Consider the following 1,153-nt stretch of genomic DNA (forward strand, 5'->3'; position numbering starts at 1 on the left):
TCACTTCGCCTTCCATGTTCAAATATTTATTGTAGCCCCTGTTGTTGATATTTGATTTGGTAAGCTTGCCGGATTTTAAGCGTTTTTCCAGTCTCTTAAGCCCTCTTTCCCGATTGTAGCTGTCTTTTTTGGCTCTTTTGTCCGAATGGTGTACGATCAGACGACGTTTTCTTACGATGCCTTCTTCATCTATTATTTCCTTATCCAGCCAAAAAAAGTTGTTTCGCTCAAAGTCGTATTCCTTGATTTGGGATTGGGTCTCCTTATCCTCGTTCTTTATCCTGGCGCCCAATATAAATTGATAGCCGTTATCTTCCAGTGCTTGTACATTGGTTCTGGATAACAAGCCCGCATCGGCAATGACAATGGGCTTGTTCAGGGAGAACTTATCTTGCATTTTCTTCAGGAAAGGAATGAGGGTATGTCCTTCATACGTATTTCCTTCAAAAACTTCATACCCTATGGCGTAGCCGCCCAAGCCTACCAGAAGCCCGATGAATATTTGTGGGTTGCTGTGCTTTCCATCTTTGGAAAATCCTGTTTTGCGCAGGTCATCCTCATCCGAGGCCTCGAAGTAGAGTGTGGTCATATCGTAAAAGACAATGCTCAGATCCCCGTTCAAAACCTTTTTGGTGTGTTGAAAAGCTATTTGCCGGACCTGTTCCTCAAGTTCGCTGTTCAGCTTGTCCAAAAACCGGTATATCTTATTCACATCAATGGACTTGCCTTGATATCGGTACAGGTATTCACTCGTTTTGAGTTTACTCAAAGGAAATGCCAGACGGGCAACTACAATATTTTTGAACAGGGGCTCATTTAATGCACCAAAGCCTATGGAATCATAGATCTTTCCGAAAATCAACTCGGGCCCCACAGTTCTGATGTCTGCATTGCTCAGCAGAGAGAAGGCCTCTTCGACCTTCGCATCTGTAGAAGATGCAAACAGCGAAGACTGTTTCCTGATTTTTTCAAGCTCATGTTTGGCCTTTAATTTTAAAGCCTCAATTTCTTGCAACGTGTTGGCACACCCTATGGATTTGACCACTTTATATTTACCGGAATCCTTGCTAATAATCTGAATACTAGTGCTTCCTGAACGATTTTTCACCTCACGAATAAACATAGTTGGGATGTTGCAACACCCAAAATTAAG

The 1,153-nt window shown here is 42.5% G+C and carries 1 protein-coding gene; it reads right to left on the reverse strand.

Features of this window, described 5'->3' with window-relative positions:
- Nucleotides 1-1,123: IS1634 family transposase (locus F1E73_RS17020; protein ID WP_191089065.1), on the reverse strand; the 1,123-nt coding region annotated here is incomplete at its 3' end.
- Nucleotides 1,124-1,153: the final 30 nt, after the last annotated feature.

This window comes from Arenibacter lacus (genome assembly GCF_008711145.1).
GTDB classification, from domain to species: Bacteria; Bacteroidota; Bacteroidia; order Flavobacteriales; family Flavobacteriaceae; genus Arenibacter; species Arenibacter amylolyticus.